This window comes from Streptomyces geranii, assembly GCF_002954775.1.
In the GTDB taxonomy this organism is placed as follows: domain Bacteria; phylum Actinomycetota; class Actinomycetes; order Streptomycetales; family Streptomycetaceae; genus Streptomyces; species Streptomyces geranii.
In genome coordinates, this window is sequence record NZ_KZ672952.1 from 167,394 (window position 1) to 190,269 (window position 22,876).

Genomic DNA, 22,876 nt, shown 5'->3' on the forward strand with positions numbered 1-22,876 from the left:
CCCCACACCCTCAATTCAGAATTCCGTCGAGACTCCATTGAATAACTCCGAATTTTCGCTATGCTCCACACCATGACCAACTGGGACTCGAAATTCGAGCAAATCATCCGCAGTTACCTGCCATTCCTTCCGCCCGAAGAGAAATTGGACGAGGAAACTCCGCTCCGTGAATACGGTCTCGATTCACTGGGCATAGTGGAACTCCTCTCCACGCTCGAATCCGAATACAACCTCCGTTTCTCGGAGGAGGATCTGATGTTGGAGACCTTCGCCAATCCGGGGGTTCTGTGGCGGTCGCTGACCAGGCTGCTCTCAGCGACCGGCTGAGGACGTCCGGCGCCGCGGCTGCACGGCGAGCCACGGGGTGGCGGAAACCACCTCGAAAGCGCTCGTCGTGCAGCCGACCCGGCCGAACAGACTGTCCGGTCCCGCCACGCAGACCCGCTCGACCCCGAGCCCTCGCAGCCCGCCGACCACCGCGGGCCAGTGCATCGGGCGTACGAAACTGTCGAGCAGCATCGAGCGCACCCCGGCGCCGTCCTCGACCAGCGAGCCGTCCTGGTCGGCGAGCAGCGGCAGCTGCGGCGCGGCGAACTCCAGTTCCCCGATGGCCTCTTCGGCGGCCTTGCGGCGCAGCCCGTCGAACACCGACGCGTGCATCGGCGGGCGCATCGTGTACAGCGAGAGCCCGCCGAGCGAGCGCACCGAGCGCTTCAGCCAGTCCAGCTCCGGCTCCCGCAGCGAGACCATGAACAGGTCGCGGTCGACGAAGCAGGAGATCTCCGACCAGCCGCCGCGTCCGGCGAGTTCGTCCACCAGCTCCCTGACCCGTTCCTCGGGAACCCGGGCGAAGGAGTGGGTCACCACGTCGCGGTGCTCGACCGCGAAGTACTCCTCCAGGCAGCGGGCCAGCCGGGCCGTCAGCCACACCCCGTCCTCGAAGGAGAGCGATCCGGCCCGCACCGCCGCGGGCTTCTCCCCGAAGCTCGGCCCGGCGCAGGCGACCGGCTCGACGCCGAGTTCCGCCTCGGCCCACTCGGCGAGGGCGAGGCAGGCCACGAAGAAGGCCACCTGCGCGTACTCGGAGTAGTCGCCCTCGGCCTCGGCGAACCGGTCGGCCAGCGGGTAGCCCAGGCGCGTGTCGGCGGCGGCGACCAGCTGCCGGGCCTGCGGGTTGAGCAGCAGGAACCGGCCGAGGTCGGCGAACTTCGTCGGCCCCATCCCGGGAAAGACCAAGGCGTCCATCGGATCACTTCTCCAGACCGGTGAGGAAGTCGGAGACGACCGCGTGGAAGCGTGTCGGCTCCTCAAGGTGGGGCACGTGGCTGGAGTTCTCGAAGATCTCCCAGCGCGCGTCCGGAATCAGGTCCCGGAACGGACGGACCGTCACGGGCGTGGCCTCGTCGTGGCGGCCGGAGAGGACCAGCGTCGGCACGGAGATCTCGGGCAGCCGGTCCTCGACCGACCAGTCCTTCAGCGTGCCGATGACGTGGAACTCGCTCGGGCCGTTCATCGCCGAGTAGACGGTCGGGTTGTCGGCGGTCTCCATGAAGGAGGCGAGGTAGTCGCGGGGCCACGGGTCGAGCCGGCAGACGTGCCGGCCGTAGAAGACGCGCATCGCCTCGAAGTACTCGGCGGAGTCGGTGGTGCCGGCCGCCTCGTGCGCGCGCAGCGCCTCGTCCACCCCCGGGGGCAGGGCGGCCCTGAGCACCTCCATCTCGCTGCGCCAGAGCCGGTACGAAGCGGGGGCGTTCGCGATGATCAGGCCTCGCAGCCCGGTCGGCCTGTCCGCGGCGTGCCGCGCGACGAGCATGCCGCCCCAGGACTGGCCGAACAGCACGTACCGGTCGGAGACGCCGAGGCTTTCGAGGAGGTTGGCCAGCTCGTCGAGGAACAGCTCGGGCGTCCAGAAGTCGGCGCCGCGCTCCGGCAGCCGGGTGGAGCCGCCGTTGCCGAGCTGGTCGTAGTGCACGACCGCGCGGCCGTCCTTTGCCAGCGAGGTCATGTTGAGCAGGTAGTCGTGGGTACTTCCGGGGCCGCCGTGGACGACGACCAGCGGCGGCAGATCACCGTCCGGCGTTCCGGTGACCCGGTACCAGGTACGGAATTCTCCGAATCGCAACCAGCCCGTGGAGTCAGCGGGCACCGCCATGTTCGTTCTCCCATTTCCTAGGGGTGATCTGGTGCTAAGAAACTCACAGCCGGTCGGCGATGTGGCGGATTACTTCCGGTGCCCGGTCGGAGAGGAAGAAATGACCTCCGGAATACACCGTCAGGCCGAATTCGCCCGACGTGTGCTCGCGCCACGCGCGGGTTTCCGGCAACGGCGTCCTCGGGTCGGCGTCCCCGATCAGGACTTCGATCGGACAGCCGAGCCGGTGCGTGTGCGCGGGCCGATAGGTCTCGGCGGCCTTGAGGTCGGCGCGCAGCGCGGGCAGGATGAGCGCGCGCAGCTCCGGGTCGTCGAGGATCCGTGCGTCGGTGCCGCCGAGGCGCTGCATCTCGGCGATGATCTGCTCGTCGCCGCGCAGGTGCACACCCTCGTCGTCCGCGTGCGAGGGGGCGCGTCGGCCGGAGGCGAACAGCACGGTCGGCTTGACGTTCGCCTCCCGCTCCAGCAACCCGGCCAGCTCGAAGCCCACCAGGGCGCCCATGCTGTGCCCGAACAGGGCCAACGGCCGGTCCAGCCACCCGGCGAGCGCGTCCAGCAGCCGGTCCGCCAGCTCCGGAACGTTGTCGACGCAACTCTCGCCGCGTCGGTCCTGCCGGCCCGGGTACTGCACGGCCAGTACTTCGATGTCCGGCGCCAGCGCGTGGGCGACGGGCAGGAAGAACGATGCCGAGCCCCCGGCGTGCGGCAGGCACAGCAGCCGGGCCCGGGCGTCCGGCAGGGGTCGGAACCGGCGGATCCACAGGCCGCGGTCCGTGTCGGCTGTGGTCGGGACTGTCGGCATGCACGTCTCCAGTCGGTAGCGGTAGAGCGGTAGCGATAGGGCGATCGGGACGGGGTGTTCGCCGGCCTCGGGCCGCCGCTACGGCACCAGGTGGACAGGTACGTCCAGCAGCACGCAGTGCTTGTTGTTCGGCCCCCAGGTCACCGGTCCCGCGGGGCGGATCTCCTCGACCCGGTCGAGGAGGGTTTCCAGGACCAGGCGGACCTGCATCCGGCCGATCTCGTCGCCCGCGCAGAAGTGGGGGCCGTAGCCGAACGAGAGATGGGGGTTCGGATCCCGCCGGATGTCGAATCGCATGGGGTCCTCGAAGACCGACTCGTCACGATTCGCCGACGCCCACCACAGCGTCACCTTGTCCCCCCGCCGGATCAGCTGCCCGGAGATCTCCAGATCACGGGTGGCGGTACGGCGGTTGTAGGGGTTGGCCGGCGTCCATCGCAGCACCTCCTCGACCGCGCCGGGCAGCAGGGACCGGTCGGCGCGCAGCGCCTGCCACTGGTCCGGGTGCTGTGCGAAGGCGGCGACACCGCCCGCGATGATGTTGCGCGGCTGTTCCAGGCCGGTGATCTGCAGGAGGGTGAGATTCTCCGCGCGTTCGATGTCGGAGAGCGGCTCCTGCCCCTGGTCGGCGGGGATGTCGCCGCCGATCAGCAGATCGCCGAGGTTGGATACGGGACAGCCCTTCCGCGCGGCCACCGCCTCGTAGCAGTACCCGCTCAGGGCCAGCATGTTCGCCCAGGATGCCTCGTCCATCACGCCGGTGCGGCGGTCCACCATGCCCAGCGTCTCGCGCCCCCAGCGGGCCAGCAGTTCCCGGTCACGCTCGGGGATGCCGAGGAGGAGCGCCATGGCGTGCAGCGCCAGCGTCTCGGTGACGTCCGTCACGAAGTCGCAGCGTTCCCGGCCGATCGCGTCGTCGACGAGGCCTTCGGCGTACGGCCGCAGTCGCTCCTGGAGGTCCGTCACCGCGGCTCCGGTCATCGCCGGAGCCAGGGTCCGCTTGATCAGCTCGTGCCGCGGATCGTCCATCATGGCGAGCACGACGCCGGCGGCGTCCTCGAACGGCATGTCGTCCAGATGGGTGCCGCCCCCCTTGCGGTCGCCGCCCGTCTGCGAGGAGAGGGCCGGGTTCGCCGCCGCCGCCGCGATGTCCTCGTAGCGGCTCAGTACCCAGAAGTCCTCGCCGTCGGCCGTGCGTCCCGGCGGGTGCAGAAGGACCGGAGCCTCACGACGCAGCCGGGCGAAGAGCTCGTACGGGAAACCCGCGAACCCCGCCTGATCCGTCAGGTCGAACCCGCCGAGGACCTCCGGCAGTTCGCGCTCAGAACGCATGACTTTCACCTTTGCCTCCGGGAATCAGTCGGGCTTCCAGCACTCGCTCGAGACGATCGAGTTCAGCCGCGGTCCTGCCGGTCGCGGCGACGTAGCCGTCCGGGCGCAGCAGCATGAATCCGGTCCTGCCGCGCGGCCGGTGCTCATGGGTGAGCACGGACGGTTTCCGACGTGCCGTCTCCCGCGCCCTGGTCGCCAGCGCCGTCGTCGCGGCACCGGTGGTCAGCAACCGGAGTCCGCCGGTGACCGCGGACCGCTGTGCGAGCACGTCGTGCGGCGTCCGCGTACCCGGCCGCGGCAGCCGGCGGAGCGAGACACGGCGTCGCGAACCACGGGCGCCGATCGGGTCCGGGCCGAGCAGCACGTCCGGGTAGCTGGTGCGCCAGCCCGCGAGCCGAGGGATGAGCCGGCGCCGCAGTGTGCCCGTGGCCTGCAGCGCGTCGCACACCACATTGCGTACGCGAGCGACGAGCGGGCCGACGGTGAGGAGCGCGGCCCCCTGATGGATCATGCGCACGATCTGCCCGGCCGCCTGGCGGCGTTCGGCGTCGTAGGTGTCGAGGACGCGTGGGTCGAGCCGTCCTTCGATGACTCCGGCGAGCTTCCACGCGAGGTTGTGCACATCCTGGAGGCCGAGGCTGAGTCCTTGACTGCCCAACGGCACATGGGTGTGGGCCGCGTCGCCGACGAGAAAGCATCGGCCCTCCCTGAAGGTCGCCGCGACGCGCTCCGAGCTGCCGAAGGTGGTCACCAGGTCCAGCTCCTCCACGCGGAGCGCACCCGGCCCGCGCTCGTCGAGGATTTCCTGGACGGTCTCCCTGTTCAGCGAGGTGTCTCGGGGTATGGCGCAGGCGATGCGGACCGTGTCGCCGGGCATCGGCACGAACACCGCCGAGCCGGTCCGGCCGAGGAAGAAATGGGCACTCGCACGGTCGTACCGCCCGGCCACCCGGCCTTCGGCGATCATGAGGGTCATCGGTACGCGCTCGCCGGGGAATTCGATGCCCAGTTGTTCGCGCACCACGCTGTGCACGCCGTCGGCGCCGATCAGCCACTCCGCCTCGATCAGCTCCACTCCGTCGGGTCCGTGCGCCTTGACGGAGACGGAGCCGGGGCCGGATTCGAGGGCGATGACTCTCATGGAGCGCTCGACGCGACCGCCCAGCCGCTCCAGTGCCTCTTCCAGCAGCAGGCTGGTCTGCTCCTGCGGGAGGATGAGCGGTTCGTTCTCGTCGCCGAGCACGATGCGCAGCCGACGTCCTCCGGCGAGGTGGTACTCGTTGGCCTTGATGCGCACACCTCGTCGACGTGCCTCGGCGAGCACGCCGACCCGGTCGAGGACCTCCAGGGCCGGGGGCCACAGCTGGATCGCGCGTGTTCCGGCGGCCGGCTCCGACTCCTTCTCGAGCACCCGCACGGGGACGCCCAGTTGAAGCAGTTCGCAGGCCGCCGCCAGGCCGCACGGCCCGGCTCCGACGATCACCACGGGTTTCTTCTCGTTCGATGTCACAGGGTCCATGGACGTGTCCTCAGAAGTCGTGCGGCTCGGGGGCGTTCGCGGGGTGAAGCCGCTCGTACGGGCAGAAGGTTGGGCCGAGGTCGGCCGGCGAGCCGGCGGCATCGACAGCCGCGGGCGGGTCCTTCATGGCGGAGAACGGGTGCGAGACGAGTACGCGCCGGGTCGGTCAGCTCGACGGCACGCTCGGCCGGGGAAGGAGGGAGAGCCGAGCCGCCGGGTCGTGTTCATTCGGGACCGGGCGATGAGGGGCACCCGCGATGGTCCGGGCGGGGGGCCGGGAAAATGTCGCACCGGGAGTAGGGAGGGCTTCGGTGGAGAGGGGTCGGTGAGCGAAGGAGCCGATAGTGATCACCGTCTGTCCGAACTCGTCCGTCGCGGCGAGAGCGAAGCCACCACGGTCGTCGGGCGTGAGGCGAACCCGCAGTGTCCTCGCCCCCGTGGCGTGAAGGGTGATTGCCGACCACTCGGTCACCAGCGGAGGGTGGCCGAGCCCTGCCGACGGCCCGGTCGCGAGGCGCGCGGTGTTCAACGCGGCGTCCAGCAGGGCCGGATGCAGTCCGAAGGAGGAATGCTCGTCGGCGGTGTCGCGCAGGGCGACTTCGGCATACACGTCCTGCCCGCAGCGCCACGCCGCGCGCAATACCGCGTATCCGCCGACGGGACCCGCGAGGACCGGCCGGAGTTCCTGTGCGGTCACCGGTGTCGCCGCCGGCGGCGGCCAGTCGGCCGGTTCGTGTTCGAGCCGGTCGGCGGATCCGTCCGATCGCCCGTGCTGTACGGATCCGTCCGATCGCCCGTGCTGTCGCGACCCGAGGACTCCGGTGGCGTGGCACGTCCAGGTCGCGGTTCCGTCGGGCCGGGAATGTATCGCCAACCGCCGCCCGGTCTCCCCCATCGGCCCGATGGAGATCTGCAGGGCCGCCGTGCCTCGGTAGGGAACGGCGAGCGGTGCGTGCAGCGTGAGTTCCTCCACGCCGGCGCAGCCGACTCCGTCGCCCGCCTGCATCGCCAGTTCCGCCAACACCCCGGCCGGGACAGTGTGCGTTCCGGCGACACGCGGACCGAGCAGCCACGGATGGACGGCGGGCGCGAGCAGGCCGGCCTGGAGCGTGCCACCGGTCTCCACCAAGGACACGGTGGCACCCAGCAGGGGATGACCCACCGGGTCGAGGCCCGTCGACGCGACCGCGCTGTCGCCCGCCGATGCTCGAAGCCAGTAGCGGCGACGCTGAAACGCGTAGGTCGGCAGGTCGACGCGGCGGGCGCCACGTTCCTCGAAATCGGCCTTCCAGTCGATGGGGGCGCCGTAGGCGAACGCATCGGCCATCGAGAGGCCGAACCTCCGCATGCCGCCGTCGTCCTTGCGGAGGGAAGCCACGGCCGCCACCCGAATGCCGGCTGTCCCGCCCGTCTGCTCGACAGCCGCGGTCAGGACGGGGTGCGGGCTGCATTCGACGAAGAGCCGCTGCCCCTGCCGCAGCAGTTCGCCGGTTCCCTGTTCGAACAGGACGGTCTGCCGGAGGTTGGTGTACCAGTACTCCGCGTCCAGGGCGCGGGTGTCCAGCGCCTGCCCGGTCACCGTCGATATGAAGGGGATCTTCGCGGTGCGCGGGCGGATGTCCGCGAGGTCCTTGAGAAGACGTTCCCTGAGCTTCTCGACATGGGCTGAATGGGAGGCGTAGTCGACAGGGATCCGCCTGTACCGGATCCTCTCCGCTCGCAGCTCTCCGCCGAGTCGGTCCAGCGCGTCCGCGTCGCCGGAGAGCACCACCGACGAGGTGCCGTTCACGGCGGCCAGCGACAGTCTGCCTTCCCACGGCACGAGCAGTTCTGCCGCCTTGTCCGGCGACAGTTCGACGGCCAGCATGCCGCCTCCGCCGACCAGTTCGTCCGCGATGGCGCGGCTGCGCAGCGCCACGACTCGTGCGGCGTCCTCCAGCGACAGCGCGCCGGCGACGCACGCCGCGGCGATCTCGCCCTGTGAATGGCCGATCACCGCCGAGGGTTCCAGCCCGTGGTGACGCCACAGCTCCGCCAGGGAGACCATGACGGCCCACAACACGGGCTGGACGACGTCGACCCGATCCAGCGCCGGGGCGCCGGGCGCTCCCCCGGCGGTCTCCAGCAGGTCCCAGTCCGTGAAAGGGGCCAGCGCCTGCGCGCACTCCTCCATACGGCGGGCGAACACGGGCGAGGACTCGAGCAGGCCGCGCGCCATACCGGGCCACTGCGAACCCTGCCCCGGGAAGACGAACACCGCGCCGGAGGCACGCGATGCCGCGCTCTCGACCAGGTGCTCCGCGGCGCCGCCCGCAGCCAGCGCGTTCAATCCGGCCAGGAGTTCCGTCCGGGTCTCGCCCACCACGACGGCGCGGTTCTCCATGAGCGCACGGGAGGAGACGAGCGAGTAGCCGATGTCCAGCGGTTCGAGCTCCGGGATGGCGGCCACGTGCGACACGAGCGCCGCTGCCTGGGCGCGGAGCGCTTCGCGGGTCTTGGCCGAGAGCAGCCAGGGAACGGCGGTGCCGTCGGCTCGGCGGGTGTTCTGCTCGGTCTCCGGCTCCTCGGCCACGGGGGCCTCCTCGATGATGACGTGCGCGTTGGTGCCGCTCATACCGAAGGCGGACACTCCCGCGCGGCGTGGCCGGTCTCCGGCGGGCCAGGCGACCGGTTCCGTGACCAGTTCCAGCGCGCCCGCCGACCAGTCGACGTGCGGTGTGGGCTCGTCGACGTGCAAGGTGGCGGGCACGGTGTCGTGGCTCAGCGCGAGCACCATTTTGATCATTCCGGCGGCGCCCGCCGCGGCCTGCGTGTGGCCGATGTTCGACTTCAGCGAGCCGAGCCGCAGGGGGCGGTCGGCGGATCGGCCGCGGCCGTAGGCGGCGATCAGTGCCTGCGCCTCGATGGGGTCACCGAGGGGGGTGCCGGTTCCGTGGGCCTCCACCACGTCCACCTGATCGGCTGTCAGCCGCGCGTTCTCCAGCGCCTCGGCGATGACCCGCTGCTGGGCGAGCCCGTTGGGCGCCGTCATTCGGCCGCTCGCGCCGTCCTGGTTGACGGCTGTGCCACGCACCACGGCCAGTACGGGATGGCCGAGGCGCCGGGCGTCCGACAACCGCTCCAGCGCCAGCACCGCGACGCCCTCGGCGAACCCGGTGCCGTCGGCCGCGGCCGAGAACGCCCGGCACCGGCCGTCCGGCGACAGGGCTCGCTGGGTGCTGAATTCCAGGAAGGCCTCGGGCGAGTGCATCACGGTCGCGCCACCCGCCAGGGCCATCGAACACTCCCCACGGCGCAGTGACTGGACAGCCAGATGCACCGTCACCAGCGAGGAGGAGCAGGCGGTGTCGACAGTGAGCGCGGGCCCCTGCAGACCGAGAATGTAGGAGATACGGCCGGAGGCGATGCAGTTCGAGGTGCCGATACTGAGGTAGCCGGCCACCTCCTGGGGGATGCCGTTGAGGCGGCTGCTGTAGTCGTTGTACACGATCCCGAGGAAGACGCCGGTCCTGCTTCCCCGCAACGAGGTCGGGGCGATACCCGCGCGTTCGAGTGCCTCCCACGAGGTCTCCAGCGCCAGCCGGTGTTGCGTGTCCATCGCGAGAGCCTCGCGCGGGCTGATCCCGAACACGGAGGAGTCGAAGTCCGCCGCGTCGTGCAGGAACCCGCCCTTGTGCGTGCAGCTCTTCCCCGGCCTGCCCGGCTCCGGATCGTAGAGGTCGACGGGCCAGTCGCGGTCCGTGGGAAAGTCCGAGATCTCCTCCCCGCCCGCCTCGATCACCCGCCACAGATCCTCAGGACTCGCGACACCTCCGGGAAGCCTGCAACCCATCCCGACGATCGCGATCGGCTCAGCCTCCCGCCGCTCGACCTCGGCCAGCTGCTGCCGGGCCTCACGGAGTCCCTCCGTGGCCTTCCTGAGGTAGGTCAGCAACTTCTCTTCGTTGTCCATGGGGTGTCACCTCGACGGGTTCCTCGATGTTCCAGGCGGGCAGGAGGGCGCAGACGTCCCAAGACGTACGTCGGCGTCGAGCCGCGGATGCGATCGTCGGCGACAGGATCCGTTCACCGCCTCGCACTGATCACACCGAGGATTGTTTGTGAACCACACCCACGCGACAACCCCTCAATGAGATCGCGGGACCCCTAGAAATGAGGGGTTGCCGACGGGCAGGTCCGCCACCCACTGTTGTCACGTTCTCTGACGGCTCCTCCGCCGCGGTCTCGGCATATGGGTGCCCTCCGTCCCGAGTGCCTGGTGAACCCCGTATGACGGAATTACGGCGCTCATGTCGCCGCGCCAAGAATGCTCGCCAGCCCATTCTCCCGAGCGGCACGCCTGATTTGTCACAGGCAATTCTGGTAAGCCGACTCGGCACTGTCGAAACGGTATTTTCCGCTGCCAAAATTGGCTGAGCCGTCCTTTGGCAATTTCTGGGACCACGACGGCGCCCGCGGACATCAGCGTGTGGTGCGGCAGCACACGGACGTCGCGCCGCCGAGCCCTGGCCACGACCTCGGCGAGGTCCTGACCGACACTCCCGCCCGACCCGACCCGACCCGACCCGAAGGAGCACCGTGGCTGACCAGATCGACGTCACCCCCCGCCTCGCCGAGTACGTCCGCGAGGTGTCCCTGCGCGAGGACGACATCCTGCGCGAACTTCGCGAGGAGACCGCCGGCCTGCCCGCCGGTGTGGCCATGCAGGTACTCGCCGAGGAAGGCCAGTTGCTCGGGCTGCTCGCCGGTCTCGTCGGCGCCCGCTCGGTTCTGGAGATCGGTACGTTCACCGGCTACAGCACCTTGTGCCTGGCCCGGGCACTGCCCACGGGCGGGCGTGTGGTCACTTGCGACATCACCGACCGGTGGCCGTCGATCGGTGCCGAGTACTGGGCGCGGGCCGGTGTGGCGGACCGCATCGACCTGCGAGTCGGCGACGCCCGGGAGACGCTGGCGCAGTTGCTGGCGGAGGAGGGCCCGGACGGCTTCGATCTCGTCTTCATCGACGCGGACAAGGCCGGCTACCCGTCGTACTACGAGCTGAGTCTCCCGCTGGTGCGGCCGGGCGGACTGATCGTCGTGGACAACACGCTCTTCTTCGGCCGGGTGGCCGACCCGGCGGCCCAGGACCCCGACACCCAGGCGATCCGGGAGCTCAACGCCTGGCTGCACACCGACGAGCGGGTGGACATCAGCATGCTCGCCGCGGCCGACGGCATCACGCTGCTGCGCCGCAGGCCCTGATACCGGCAGCCGACGCGCCGCGGCAAAGTGCATGCCGGTCAGGACACCCGGTCGGCGACCGCCAGGAGCCGCCGACGGCTCGCGGCCGGACGCGGTGATCGGTGATCGGTGATCGGTGATCGGTGATCATGCCAAGGCAGCGCAGAACGGTGCGCCAGTCGGTGCTGTCGGGGCCGCGGCCGGCCGGGTCGTCGTGCGCGCGGCCCCGGGCCGCGCGCACGGCCAAGCCGCCGAAGCGCAGTTCGTCGAGGACTCGCTGGGGACTCGCCGGAGATCCGCCGGCCGACGTGCGACAGCGTCGAGCCGGTGGTTCGGCCTGTGCGTCAACCGCGATTCCACGACGCGCAGCGCCAGCAGCAGCCGGGCGCACGCAGGCACGCGCGGCCTCGGGCTCCGCATCGGTGCGATCACGGCCGATGACACGCGCGAGCAGCTCAGGGCACGCCACGGCGTCGAGTGTGCCGAGCCGGGTCGTGCGCGACCGTTCCAGGCCGACGAACTGGTATCGGCTGCTGACCAGGACCGACTCCCACCGCTGCCGGGCATCAGCGGGGCGACCCGCGACCCGCATGTGACGTCGTCGAGGACGACAAGCACGCGACGCTGGGCGTTGACGGAGCGGTACTTGGCGAACCGATCCGCGTGCTGCCGCTCGGGATGGCATGCTCCAGTACATCGAGCCCGGCGAGGAACCGGTCGGCGGCCTCGGCGAGTTGGGTGTGCCCGATGCCGTCGTAGAGCTGACCGTCCGGGAAGTCGGGGCGCGGCATGGGCGACGCGCGGCAGCAGGCTCGTCATGCTGGCTCCTGGCCCACCGGTGATGACGGCGGCGGGTGCGGTGCGGGATGCGCTCCGGCCGCGCGGGGCGAGGCCGACGGCACCAGGAGCTCCCGGGTTTCCGCGTCGCGGGCCGCAAAGTCGTGCACCGTGGGCGGCGACTGCGCCGGCAGCGGCACCTGCGTCTCCTCCCGGGACGGGCAGGCGTCCGCGCTGCCGGTCCGTGATGTGCGTGTGCCGTCGGGTCTACGTCACGCGCAGTGTGCGTGTACCGGGCGGTATGTCGTCCCGCCGCTGCCGGCTTCGGTGATGGCCTGGCCGGTCCCCGCACTGCGGACGGCTGGCGAACTGTCACGTCCCGGGTTTCCCGTGCTTTCCGGCTCGATCTGTTCGGCGCCGGGGCACACTGCCCGAACAACGTCCCGACAACCGTGCCGCACCTTCAACGGATCGGGTCGGACGTGGACTTGTCCCGTTGCTGGCTGTCGTCGCCCGTCACGCCGGAACGTCGAACGCGATGTCGCGCCGCGTGTCGGACGCCCGCCCCGGATGGTCGGTCAGGTCACGCAGGCCTCTGACGGGCGAGAAGGCCAGGATGAGCGTGGCCGCCACGACGGCGACGCCCGAGGTCAGCAGGGCGACCTCGCTGCCGTAGAAGCCGGCGAGTGCGCCGAAGGCCAGGCCTCCCACCGTCACAGCGCCCCAGGTGACGAACCGGACCGTCGCCATCACCCGGGACAGCAGCTCGGGTGGGCTGGCGACCTGGCGGTAGGTGCGGGTGACGATGCTCAGCAGAACCAGACCCCCGTTGAAGAGCGCGCTGCCGACGGCGAAAGACAGGTAACCCGTTACGCCGCTGCCCAGTGGCAACAGGACGGCGCCGACGATGCACAGGGCGCCGGAAACCAGCAGCACCCGCGCCGAACCGAACCGGCCGGTGAGCCGCGGCGTCATCGCCGCGCCGACCAGCGAGCCGACGCCCTCGACGGCGAGCAGGACGCCCACCAGTCCCAGCGGAGCGTGCAGGGTACGCACCAGGTGCAGCGGAACGAGCGCGATCTGGGCGCCGCAGGCCACGCAGAGTGCCGTCGCCGACCATGTGCACGGCGCCATGACCGGGTGCCGGGACACAAAGCGCCAGCCCTCGCGGATCATGGCACGGACCGGCGGCCGGCTTTCTGGCTTGCCGGTGGCGACGGCGGGGAGAGATCGCACCAGCAGGGCCGATCCCAGATAGCTGAAGGCGTCGACCAGAAGCGTCGGCACCGCACCGAGAAGCTGGACGGCCACGCCACCCATCGGCGGGCCGCTGACCTGTGTGACGGCCAAGGTGGCGGAGTGGATGCTGTTGCGCGACTCCAACTGGTCGCGCTCGACCACGTTCGGCAGGAAGGTCTCGCTCGCGACGTCGAAGAGCACCGTGCCGAAGCTGATCACCAGGGCGACGACAACCAGATGAACGAGGGTCAGACGACCCCACCACCAGGTGAGTGGAACAGAGATCAGAGCGACGGCACGGACCAGGTCGGTGATCACCTGAATCTCGCGCAGCGGCAGGCGCTGCACGATGACACCGGCAGGCAGCCCGATCACGAGCCAGGCGACGCTGCCGGCGGCCGAGATCACTCCCATCTCGAACGCGTTGGCATTGAGCGCGATCAGCGCGGTCAGCGGAAGCGCGATCGCGGTGACGGCGGAGCCGGTCGCGCTCACCGCGCTGGCAGCCCACCATCTCCAGAAAACTCCGGCGCTGTGTCCCTGTCCCTGAGTCATGACTGGCAACAGTGAGTGCCGGACCCGCCCGTCGACAACCCCTCATTTCTAGGGGTCCCGCAATCTCATTGAGGGGTTGTCGCGTGGGTGTGGTTCACAAACAATCCTCGGTGTGATCAGTGCGAGGCGGTGAATGGATCCTGTCGCCGACGATCGCATCCGCGGCTCGACGCCGACGTACGTCTTGGGACGTCTGCGCCCTCCTGCCCGCCTGGAACATCGAGGAACCCGTCGAGGTGACACCCCATGGACAACATGGACAACGAAGACACGTTGCGGCGCACCGCTGGGACTCGGCCGCGGTGGCGGGCATCGCCGCCCGCCACGGCTGCGCTGGATCCGCGAACGCGTTCCCGAACGCGTTAGCCGCGGGCGGGCCCAGGGCCTGCCCGGCCGGTCGCTCGCGTGAGGGCTGCGCGAACGGCGCAGCGAGAGGACTGGGTGCCTCGCCGACCCGGCCCGGCACCGGCTGACCCGAGGCGGGCCGGCGGCGTTCTCCGCCAAGAAGTCGGCACTACCGGCGGCCGGCCACGGTATCCCCGCAGCGCCTGCGGGCCGCGGGCCTGCTCAGTGCGCTGCTCCGGCTGTACGAGCCGGAGCCCGCAAGCCGTTCCCGTCGCCACGGCCGCGACGGCGTCCAGCACCGTGAACGTGAACGACCTGGTCCACATGGCACTTGGTGACGGCCGTGACCGACCAGTCCGACGAGGAGAGGACCGCCATGGCGGCAGATCAGGTTGTCGAGGCACTACGCGCCGCACTTCCGGACAACCAGCGGTTGCGGCAGGAGACCGGAGTGCGCACCGACGGCCCGGTCGCGTGGGTGCTGTCCGCGCACACCCGTGCCGCGCTGCGCGAGCGGGCCGCCCGGCTGCACACCCACGTGAACGCCGATCCCGGCCTGCACCCGGCCGACATCGGGCTGTCCCTGGTACAGGGCAGCTCCCGCTTCGCCGAGCGGGCCGTCGTCGTCGGCGCCGACCGCGACGAGCTGCTCGCCACGCTCGCCGCCGTGTCCCGCGACGAGGTCATGCCTCCCGACAGCGCGGGCACCGCGGTCGTGCTCGGCACCGCCCCGGCGAAGCCCGGCAAGGCCGTGTTCGTCTTCCCCGGCCTGGGCGCCGAATGGCCCGGCATGGCCCGTGAACTACTGGACAGCTCACCGGCGTTCGCCGCGCGGATGGCCGACTGTGAGCGTGTCCTCACCGCGCACCTCGACTGGTCCCCGGTCGCCGTGGTGCGGCAGGACCCCGGAGCGCCCTCGATCGAGGACGTGCGGGTCCTGCAGCCAGTTCTCTTCTCCGTGCTGGTGTCACTGGCCGCGGTGTGGCAGGCCCACGGGATCGAGCCGGCCGCCGTCGTCGGGCACAGCCAGGGCGAGGTCGCCGCCGCCTGTGTCGCCGGGATCCTGTCGCTGGAGGACGCCGCCACGATCGCCGTATGCCGCAGTCGCGCCCTCGCCACTCTGGCCGGGAACGGCGGCATGGCCACCGTGATGCTCGCCGCCGACGAGGCCGAGGAGATGATCGCCCCATACGACGGCCGGCTCTCCGTCGCCGCCGTCAACGGGCCTCGTACCGTGGTCCTCGCCGGTCAGGCCCCGGCGCTCGACGACTTTCTCGCCGAGTCGGGCGTGATGGCGTTCCGGACCTCGGTCGACTACGCCCCGCACAGCGCCGACATCGACGCGGTCCGCGAGTCCCTGCTGGCTGGGCTCGCCGGTGTGCGGCCCCGCCAGGGCACCGTCCCGATGGTGTCCACCGTGAACGGCGCATGGGTGGAGCCGGCCGCGCTCGACGCCGGGTACTGGTTCCGCAACCTGCGGCAGACCGTGCTGTTCCACGACGCCACGCGGCTGCTGTTCGACGCCGGCCACCGCACGTTCGTCGAGGTCAGCCCACACCCCACGCTCACCTTCAACATGCAGGACGCGGCGGCCGACGCCGGTTTCGCCGACCTCGCGCTCATCGAGACGCTGCGCCGCGACGACGGTGGCGGCGTCCGCTTGCTCGCCTCGCTCGGGCAGGCGTACGTGGCCGGGCTGAGCGTCGACTGGCGCCCGGCGTACGAGGGCACCGGCGCCCGCAGTGTCGACCTGCCCACGTACGCGGCCCGGGCCGGGGGCGACCCCGCGTCCATGGGCCAGAGTGACCCCGGCCACCCGCTGCTGAGCGCCGCCGTCGAGCTGCCGGGCACCGGCGGCACCGTGTTCACCGGTCGGCTGTCGGTCGCCGGACAGCCGTGGCTCGCCGACCACACGATCCATGGCGCCGTCCTGTTGCCCGGTGTTGCGTTCGTCGAGATGGCCGCGCACGCCGGCGGGCAGCTCGGCTGCGCCCTCGTCGAAGAGCTGACCCTCGCCGCCCCGTTGCCGCTGCCCGGCGGTGACGACGGCGTGCAGCTGCGCCTGACCGTGGGCGTCCCGGACCACACGGGACGTCGTACCGTCGAGATCCATTCCCGGGCCGAGCAGGGCGGCCCCCACGCCGAGTGGACCGGTCACGGCCTCGGCGTGCTGGCTCCGTCCGCGGCGCAGCCGCCCGTCCCGGAAGCCACCGCGTGGCCGCCGGACGACGCGCGCCAGATGCGCGTCGGCGAGCTGTACCGCCTGCTGCGGGAGCGCGGGGTGGAGTACGGCCCTGTGTTCCGCGGTCTGCGCACGGCCTGGTCGCGCGGCGACGAGATCTTCGCCGAGGCGGTGCTGCCGGAGACAGGCGAAGACGGTTTTGCGGTGCATCCGGCGCTGATCGACGCGTTCGTGCAGACCGTCATGCTGCGGGACGTCGGCGAATGGGGTGACACCGGGCAGCGGGCCGGCGCGACCGGGTTGCCGCTGCCGTATGCCTGGGAGCGGGTGCGCCTGTGGACCGGCGCCCGGGCCGGCCAGGTACTGCGCGTCGTGCTGCGCCCGACCGGCCCGGACGCCGTCTCGCTGCGTGTCACCGACGGGGACGGCCGCGCCGTGCTCACCGTCGGCACGCTCACCATGCGCACCGCGTCGTTCGACTCGCTGCGCCCCGCCACCGACTCGCTGTACCGGATCGAATGGGACACGCTCGACGGCGCCGCGGGGATCCCCGGGTACGGGTTGTGGGACCGGCTCGGCCCGGACGACCCTCGTCTGATCCCGGCCGATACCCCGGAAGCCGCCGGTGAGGTCGCCGGCCTGGACGCGGTGCTGCTGGCCTGCCCGCCGGCCGCCGACACCACCGCCGCGTCGGTGCACGCGAGCACCACCGCCGTCCTGCGACACCTGCGGGCATGGCTGGAGCGCCCGGCCGACTCCACGCCGCCGCTCGTCGTGCTCACCCGCGGCGCGACGGGCCTCGGCGACGAGCCCCTCGACGTGGCCGGTGCGGCCGTGCACGGCCTGGTCCGCTCCGTGCAGCGGGAGTATCCGGGCCGCATCGTGCTGGTCGACTCCGACGACCCGGCCGCCACCGCGGATCTGCTGCCCACCCTGCTCGCCGACGACGAACCCGAGGCGGCGCTGCGGGCGGGCCGGATCCTCGTGCCCCGGCTGCGCCAGGCACCGCCCCCCACCGACGGCGACCGCGACCCCGCGTTCGACGGCAGCGGCACCGTGCTGATCACCGGCGGCGTGCTCGGCGGCGTCATCGCCCAGCACCTGGTGCACGAGCACGGCGTCCGTCACCTGCTGCTGCTCAGCCGCCGAGGACCGGCCGCGCCCGGGGTCGGCGAGCTGATCGCCGAACTCACCGCCGCCGGGGCGCAGGTCATCGCCGAGCCGTGCGACGTGACCGACCGGGCCGCGCTCGACGCGGTTCTGGCGGGCGTCCCCGCCGAGCACCCGGTGACCGCGGTCGTGCACACCGCCGGTGTGATCGACGACGCGCTGTTCGCCGACGTCACCCCGCAGCGACTCGGCGGCGTGCTGGCGCCCAAGGTGGACGGCATCTGGAATCTGCACGAGGCGACCCAGGGGCTGCCGTTGCGTGCCTTCGTCGTCTGCACGTCGGCGGCCGGGCTGTTCGGCGGGCACGGCCAGGCGGCGCACGGAGCCGCGAACGGTGCCGTCGACGCGCTGATGAGCGTCCGGCAGCGCGCCGGGTTGCCCGGCACGTCGCTCGCCTGGGGACCGTGGGAGCAACGCGGCGGCCCGGCCGAGGCGCTGGCCGACGTCAACGGGACGACCCGCGGTGGTGTCCTGCCGCTGACCGCCGCGTCCGGAACCGCGCTGTTCGACGCGGCGATGAACCGCACCGACCCGGCCCTCGCCCCGGTCGCGCTGGACCTGGCCGCGTTCAGCGACGCGCCGGTGCCGCAACTGCTGCGTGCACTGGCGCGCAACGCCGACGCCGACACGACCACCGATGCCGGCACGACCACCGTGGACCCTCAGCTGCGCGAGCGGCTCGCCACCGCGAACTCCGACGAACAGCTCGACATCCTGCTCGAAGCCGTCCGCACCCACTCCGCCCATGTGCTCGGACACGTCGACGCCACCGTGGTCGGCGCCGACGACGTGTTCCTGTCGGTCGGCTTCGACTCGCTCACCGCGCTCGAACTACGCCACCGCCTCGCCGCGGTCACCGGGCTGAACCTGAGCCCGGCCGTCGTACTCTCCAGTGGCACACCCGCGAAGCTCGCCGAACTGGTCCGTACGGAATGGGCGTTGACCGCCGCCACCGAACGGCCGGCCGCCATACAGCCCGGCATCCAGCCGGCGGCTCCGGCGCCGGCCGCTTCCGACGGCGACCCGGTCAGCACGCTGTTCCGGCAGCTCACCCGGCACGGCAAGCCGGACGAGGCGATCGACCTGCTCAAGAACGCCTCCGCCCTGCGTACCGAATTCCGCGACGCCGCCCAGCTGCGCGACTCGGCGCAGCCGCCGCAACTGCTGCGCGTCGCCGTGCACGACGACGCTCCGGAACTGGTCTGCTTCGGCTCGCTGGTCGCGCTCGGCGGCGGCCACCAGTACGCCCGGTTCCTCGCGCCGTTCCGCGGCACCTACGGCGCCAGCGCGGTCTTCGCCCCCGGGTTCACCCCCGGCCAGCTGGTGCCGGCGAGCATGGCGGCGCTGCTCGAGTACCAGGCCGAGGAGATCGTCGCGCGGCTCGGCAAGGACCGGCGGCTGGTGCTGCTCGGCTCGTCCTCCGGTGGCATCGCCGCCCACGGTGTCGCCGCGGAACTGGAGAAGCGCGGCATACGGCCGGCCGGCGTGGTGCTGCTCGACACGTACCTGGCCACCGACAAGGCGACGACCCGGTTCAACAGCGCCCTGCTGGGCGGCATGTTCGACCGTGAGGAACAGGCCGTGCCGATGGACGGCGCCCGGCTCACCGCGATGGGCAAGTACTTCCGCATCCTCGACGCCTACCGGCCGCCCACCGTCGCGGCACCCACCCTGCTGGTCCGCGCGTCGAGCCCGCCCGGAGAGGCCGCGCCGTCGTTCGGCGACTGGCAGTCGCGCTGGCCCGGCGCGACCACGGTCGTCGACGTGCCCGGCGACCACTTCTCGATGCTCGAGCAGCACGCCGGCACGACCGGCGACGCGGTCTCCGCGTGGCTCGACCAGATCCTGTCCTGACCATCACTGAGAGGCTGACGCGACATGAACACAGAACCCGGTGAGCGGATCACCGTGGTCGGCGCGGGCGTCATGGGGGTCGGCATCGCCACCCTCGCGCTCTCCCGCGGCCTGCCCGTGCTGCTGATCGACGTGGACCACGTTCGGCTCAAGGACGCCCGCACCCGCATCGAGGGCGAGCTGCGGATAGCCCAGCTTCTGGGCGGACTGCCCGAGAACGCGGTGACCGGCCCACTGGAGACGGCCACCACGACCGACGGCGCCCGCGACGCCACTGTCGTCATCGAGGCCACCACCGAGGACCTGAAGACCAAGGCGAAGGTGCTGGCCGAACTCTCCGCGACCGTACGCCCGGGCACACCACTGGTCTCCAACACGTCGTCGATCCCGATCGACGAGCTGGCCGGGTACGCGCAGCGCCCGCACGACGTCGTCGGCACCCACTTCATGAACCCGCCGTACCTGATCCGCACCGTCGAGGTCATCCGCGGGGCCCGCACCGGCGAGGACACCATGCTTTCGCTGAACCGGTGCCTGGCCGCGCTGGGCAGGGAGCCGATCGTCGTCGCGGACGCGCCCGGGTTCGTCACCAGCCGCGTCCTGCACCCGATGATCAACGACGCGGCCCGCATCGTGCAGGAGGGCACCGCAAGCGCCGAGGCCGTCGACACCCTGATGGAGAACTGCCTCGGTCACCCCACCGGGCCGCTGCGCACCGCCGATCTCATCGGCATCGACAACCTCGTCGACTCGCTGAAGGTGCTGCACGAACGCACCGGCGACGACGGCTGCCGCCCCTGCGACCTGCTGCTGGAGAAGGTCCGGCTGGGCCATCACGGCCGCAAGTCCGGACGCGGCTTCTACGAGTACGCCAACTGACCGGCCCACCGGCCCACGACACCCACGGAGAATGTGATGGAAGCTATGGACAGCAAAGCAGTGCAGCATGACGTGGCCGACAGCGGTCAGGTCGAGAAGGACGTTCTGGCGTTCCTGGAGGCACAGACCAAGCGCTCCTGGGATCCGCAGGTCGACCTGTTCGCCTCGGGTGGTCTGTCGTCGCTGTTCGCCATGCAGATCGTGGTGCACCTGGAGCGGACGTACCGGATCTCCATCCGGGGCGCCGACCTGCGCCTCGACAACTTCCGGACGGTCACCGGCATGGTGGCGTTGGTACAGCGCCTCCAGGGTGCGCGGTGACCGACGCACTGACCGCGGCCCGGACGATGGTCACCGGCCTGGTGGGCGAGCAGGCGGAGGGCTGGGACCGTGGCGGGGTGCTGCCCCGGGAGCTGCTGACCAAGCTCGGCAGCGCCGGATACCTGTGCCCGCAGGTTCCGGCCGCGCACGGCGGCCTGGACTGGGACAGCGCCCGCACCGGGCGGTTCACCGCACATGTCGGCAGCCTCTGCTCCTCGCTGCGCAGCGTCATGACCTCGCACGGCATGGCCGCCTGGACCGTCGACCGGCTCGGCGCCGACGGCCAGCGGGCCGCCCTGCTCGCCCGGCTCACCGGCGGCGACCTCGCCGCGGTGGCGTTCAGCGAGCCGCAGGCCGGCAGCGACCTGTCGGCGATCACGACGCGCATCGTCCGCGACGGCGATTCCGTCGTCGTCACCGGAACCAAGTCCTGGTCGACGGCCGCCGCGTACGCCGACCTGATCGTGGTCTTCGGCGTTCTCGACGACGGCGGCGCGGGAGCAGTCGTCGTACCCGCCACCGCTCCCGGCGTACGGGTCGAACGGATCGGCGATCCGCTCGGCTGCCGCGCCGCGGGCCATGCCGACGTGCACCTGGACGACGTGCGGGTCCCGGCGGAACACCTGCTGGGCGGCGGTGGGCAGTTCATGCCGCTGCTCATCACCACCGCCCTCGCGTACGGCCGGATGTCGGTGGCGTGGGGCTGTGTCGGCATCCTGCGTGCCTGTCTGACCGCCGCGGGAACGCACGCGCGTACCCGCGAACAGTTCGGCAAGCCGCTCGGTGGCCACCAGCTCGTCGCGAGGCACCTGGCCGATCTGCTCGTGGCCGAGCGGAACGCCACCCGCGCGTGTGAGCACGCCAGCCTCTGCTGGGACGAGGGTTCCCCGGACCAGGTGCTGGCCACGGTGCTGGCGAAACACGTCAGCGCCACCGAGGCGGCGCGCGGCGCCGCGATCGCCGTGCAGGTGCTGGCGTCCGCCGGCACCCGGGACGGGACCGCCGTGGCGCGCGCGTTCCGCGACGCCAAGTGCATGGAGATCATCGAGGGCAGCAACGAGATGTGCCAGCTCCTGCTGGCCGATCACGTGCTGGCCGGCGAGTGAGCGGAGGGCGGACATGAGCAGCACGGTGAAATGCCTGGTCTGGGACCTCGACAACACCCTGTGGCAGGGCACGTTGCTGGAGGACGGCGAGGTGGTGGTCGACGACTCGATCCGCAAGATCGTCATCGAGCTCGACTCCCGCGGCATCCTGCAGTCGGTGTGCAGCCGCAACGATCATGACTTCGCGTGGGCCAGACTCGAGGCGCTCGGTCTGGCGGAGTACTTCGTCCTGCCCGAGATCGGCTGGGGACCCAAGTCCGAGGCGGTCCGTCGCATCGCCGACACGCTGAACTTCGCGCTGGGCACGATCGCGTTCATCGACGACCAGCCGGCCGAGCGAGCCGAGGTGACCTACCACCTGCCCGAGGTGGCCTGCTACCCGGCCGAAGCGGCCCTGACCCTGACCGACCTGCCGGAGTTCACCCTCGCCAGGAGCACGGTCGACTCCCGCCGTCGCCGGCAGATGTACCAGGCCGGTTTCCGGCGGGACACCGAGCGTGCCGGGTACGGCGGCACGGACGAGGACTTCCTGCGCTCGCTCGGCCTGGTGTTGCGCATCGATCAAGCGACCGACGAGCAGTTGAGCAGGGTCGAGGAACTCACGCTGCGCACCAGCCAGATGAACGCCACGGGCGTGCACTACTCGGACGAGGCGCTGCGCGGACTGATGGATGATCCCCACCACGACGTCCTCGTGGCGTCGCTGACCGACAGGTTCGGCCCGCACGGTGCCGTCGGGGTGATCCTCATCGAGAAGTACCCCGACGTGTGGCACCTGCGACTGCTGGCCACCTCCTGCCGAGTCGTCTCGTTCGGCGCCGGTGCGGTGCTGCTCGCGTGGCTGGCGGACCAGGCGGCCCGTTCGGGAGCGCACTTCCTCGCCGATTTCCGCCCCACCGACCGCAACCGCATGATGGAGATCGCCTACCGGTTCGCCGGTTTCGACGACGAGCCGTGCCAGTGCCGGGGCTCCCTGGCCGATCCCGATTCCCCGGACATCCAGCGGCTGCACGTGACACCGCAGACATGGGACGGGCCGACCACCATGCGCCTGGACGCCACCGACCTGACGCCTGCCACTCGCTGAACCCGACCGTCCCTTCCGGCGCGGCGGTCCTGCGGGGTCGCCGCTGGAAGGAGGCACGTCATCAGGTTCGGCGACGCCCCGGCAGCTCTTCGATCTTCACCGTACGTAACTGATCAAAGAGTCAGCTCAGCGGTGGGTGCCCACCGAACCCGTCGGCCGGCGGCGTCGACCGTGCGCCCCGGCATCAGTACCGTCGGGCCTGGCCGGTCCGCGACCGGTTCCGGCCGCAGGCGACGGCTCCGGTCAGCGCCGATGAGCGTCGTCACCACGGTTCTGCCCGAGCAGAACGCGGCCAGGATCCCGGCGTAGGCCCGAATCCCTTCGGCGGCCAGT

14 protein-coding genes and 1 pseudogene are annotated in these 22,876 nt (G+C 71.2%); 8 read left to right on the forward strand and 7 right to left on the reverse strand.

The window, feature by feature from the left end; all coding sequences use genetic code 11:
• The first annotated feature begins 72 nt into the window (after nucleotides 1-72).
• Nucleotides 73-327: an acyl carrier protein gene (locus tag CW359_RS00715; RefSeq protein WP_105968179.1), complete on the forward strand. Its 255-nt coding sequence runs from the start codon at nucleotides 73-75 to the stop codon at nucleotides 325-327.
• Here the strand turns inward: CW359_RS00715 and CW359_RS00720 are convergent.
• From CW359_RS00720 to CW359_RS00745, 6 genes and pseudogenes are all read right to left on the reverse strand, one after another.
• Nucleotides 313-1,245, reverse strand: coding sequence for an ACP S-malonyltransferase (locus CW359_RS00720; protein WP_105967692.1), 933 nt, complete (start codon nucleotides 1,243-1,245; stop codon nucleotides 313-315). The genes CW359_RS00715 and CW359_RS00720 overlap by 15 nt on opposite strands.
• A 4-nt stretch (nucleotides 1,246-1,249) precedes the next feature.
• Nucleotides 1,250-2,152 carry a proline iminopeptidase-family hydrolase gene (locus tag CW359_RS00725; protein WP_105967693.1) on the reverse strand — a complete coding sequence of 301 codons (903 nt, stop codon included), beginning with the start codon at nucleotides 2,150-2,152 and terminating at the stop codon, nucleotides 1,250-1,252.
• Between the two features lie 43 nt (nucleotides 2,153-2,195).
• Nucleotides 2,196-2,954 (reverse strand): thioesterase II family protein, encoded by a 759-nt coding sequence (locus CW359_RS00730; protein ID WP_105967694.1) that lies wholly within the window; start codon nucleotides 2,952-2,954, stop codon nucleotides 2,196-2,198.
• A gap of 78 nt (nucleotides 2,955-3,032) precedes the next feature.
• Nucleotides 3,033-4,286: a cytochrome P450 gene (locus tag CW359_RS00735; protein WP_105967695.1), complete on the reverse strand. Its 1,254-nt coding sequence runs from the start codon at nucleotides 4,284-4,286 to the stop codon at nucleotides 3,033-3,035.
• Entirely contained in the window at nucleotides 4,276-5,805 is a 1,530-nt protein-coding gene (locus CW359_RS00740) for an FAD-dependent oxidoreductase (protein WP_105967696.1), read from the reverse strand. The genes CW359_RS00735 and CW359_RS00740 overlap by 11 nt, the downstream gene beginning before the upstream one ends.
• Nucleotides 5,806-5,971: 166 nt before the next feature.
• Nucleotides 5,972-9,661: pseudogene (locus tag CW359_RS00745) on the reverse strand (type I polyketide synthase); the annotation flags it as partial.
• A 722-nt stretch (nucleotides 9,662-10,383) separates the two neighbouring features.
• Between CW359_RS00745 and CW359_RS00750 the strand changes: the two are divergent.
• Nucleotides 10,384-11,049: an O-methyltransferase gene (locus CW359_RS00750; protein WP_105967698.1), complete on the forward strand. Its 666-nt coding sequence runs from the start codon at nucleotides 10,384-10,386 to the stop codon at nucleotides 11,047-11,049.
• 662 nt (nucleotides 11,050-11,711) lie between these two features.
• Nucleotides 11,712-11,870, forward strand: a complete 159-nt coding sequence (locus CW359_RS45070; protein WP_157968445.1) for a hypothetical protein — start codon at nucleotides 11,712-11,714, stop codon at nucleotides 11,868-11,870.
• Nucleotides 11,871-12,321: 451 nt separating this feature from the next.
• On the opposite strand, the gene CW359_RS00760 is transcribed toward CW359_RS45070, so the two are convergent.
• Nucleotides 12,322-13,599: an MFS transporter gene (locus CW359_RS00760; protein ID WP_105967700.1), complete on the reverse strand. Its 1,278-nt coding sequence runs from the start codon at nucleotides 13,597-13,599 to the stop codon at nucleotides 12,322-12,324.
• Between the two features lie 688 nt (nucleotides 13,600-14,287).
• Here CW359_RS00760 and CW359_RS00765 point away from each other — a divergent pair.
• The 5 genes from CW359_RS00765 to CW359_RS00785 are packed head-to-tail and all read left to right on the forward strand — an operon-like array spanning nucleotide 14,288 to nucleotide 22,543.
• Nucleotides 14,288-19,150, forward strand: coding sequence for an SDR family NAD(P)-dependent oxidoreductase (locus tag CW359_RS00765; protein WP_157968446.1), 4,863 nt, complete (start codon nucleotides 14,288-14,290; stop codon nucleotides 19,148-19,150).
• Nucleotides 19,151-19,174: 24 nt separating this feature from the next.
• Nucleotides 19,175-20,029, forward strand: a complete 855-nt coding sequence (locus CW359_RS00770) for a 3-hydroxyacyl-CoA dehydrogenase family protein (RefSeq protein WP_105967702.1) — start codon at nucleotides 19,175-19,177, stop codon at nucleotides 20,027-20,029.
• Between the two features lie 45 nt (nucleotides 20,030-20,074).
• Nucleotides 20,075-20,350, forward strand: a complete 276-nt coding sequence (locus tag CW359_RS00775) for an acyl carrier protein (protein WP_105967703.1) — start codon at nucleotides 20,075-20,077, stop codon at nucleotides 20,348-20,350.
• The gene (locus CW359_RS00780) at nucleotides 20,347-21,456 is read left to right on the forward strand and encodes an acyl-CoA dehydrogenase family protein (RefSeq protein ID WP_105967704.1); all 1,110 of its coding nucleotides are present in this window, start codon (nucleotides 20,347-20,349) and stop codon (nucleotides 21,454-21,456) included. Before CW359_RS00775 ends, CW359_RS00780 begins: the two co-directional genes overlap by 4 nt.
• A gap of 13 nt (nucleotides 21,457-21,469) precedes the next feature.
• Nucleotides 21,470-22,543 carry an HAD-IIIC family phosphatase gene (locus CW359_RS00785; RefSeq protein ID WP_105967705.1) on the forward strand — a complete coding sequence of 358 codons (1,074 nt, stop codon included), beginning with the start codon at nucleotides 21,470-21,472 and terminating at the stop codon, nucleotides 22,541-22,543.
• The last annotated feature ends 333 nt before the right edge of the window (nucleotides 22,544-22,876 follow it).